A 391-nucleotide genomic window follows, 5' to 3' on the forward strand; every position below is an offset into this window, starting at 1 on the left:
GAGGGCGGCGGTCAGGGTGGTGCCGGCGTCGGGGGTGCTGTACATGAGGGCGGCGTGGCCGGCGATGCCGCCGTTGTGGGTGATGACGGTGCCGCCGCCCGGGACGGGCTGGACGAAGACGCCCAGGCCGTAGCCGGCCTTGGTTTCCGGGGTGCACATCTCGGCCAGCAGGCCGGCCGGCAGCAGCTTGCCGCCGGCCAGGGCGGTGATGAAGGTGTGCAGGTCGCGGGTGGTGGAGATCATGTCGCCGCCGGAGGAGATCCAGGAGGGGTTGTGCCGGGTGACGTCGACGGTCTTGTGCTCGCCGTCTTCGTCGTAGCGGTAGTAGGCGTGCGCGTGGGGGGCGGGGATCTCGGTCTCGGTGGTGGGCTGGCTGGTGCCGGTCAGGCCG

Annotated in this window: 1 protein-coding gene; it reads right to left on the reverse strand. The window is 72.1% G+C overall.

Going from position 1 to position 391, the window contains the following annotated elements; translation table 11 throughout:
• Positions 1-391: serine hydrolase (locus IO39_RS43490; RefSeq protein ID WP_043637753.1), on the reverse strand; the 391-nt coding region annotated here is incomplete at both ends.

It is taken from the genome of Nonomuraea candida (assembly GCF_000725485.1).
Taxonomy (GTDB): domain Bacteria; phylum Actinomycetota; class Actinomycetes; order Streptosporangiales; family Streptosporangiaceae; genus Nonomuraea; species Nonomuraea candida.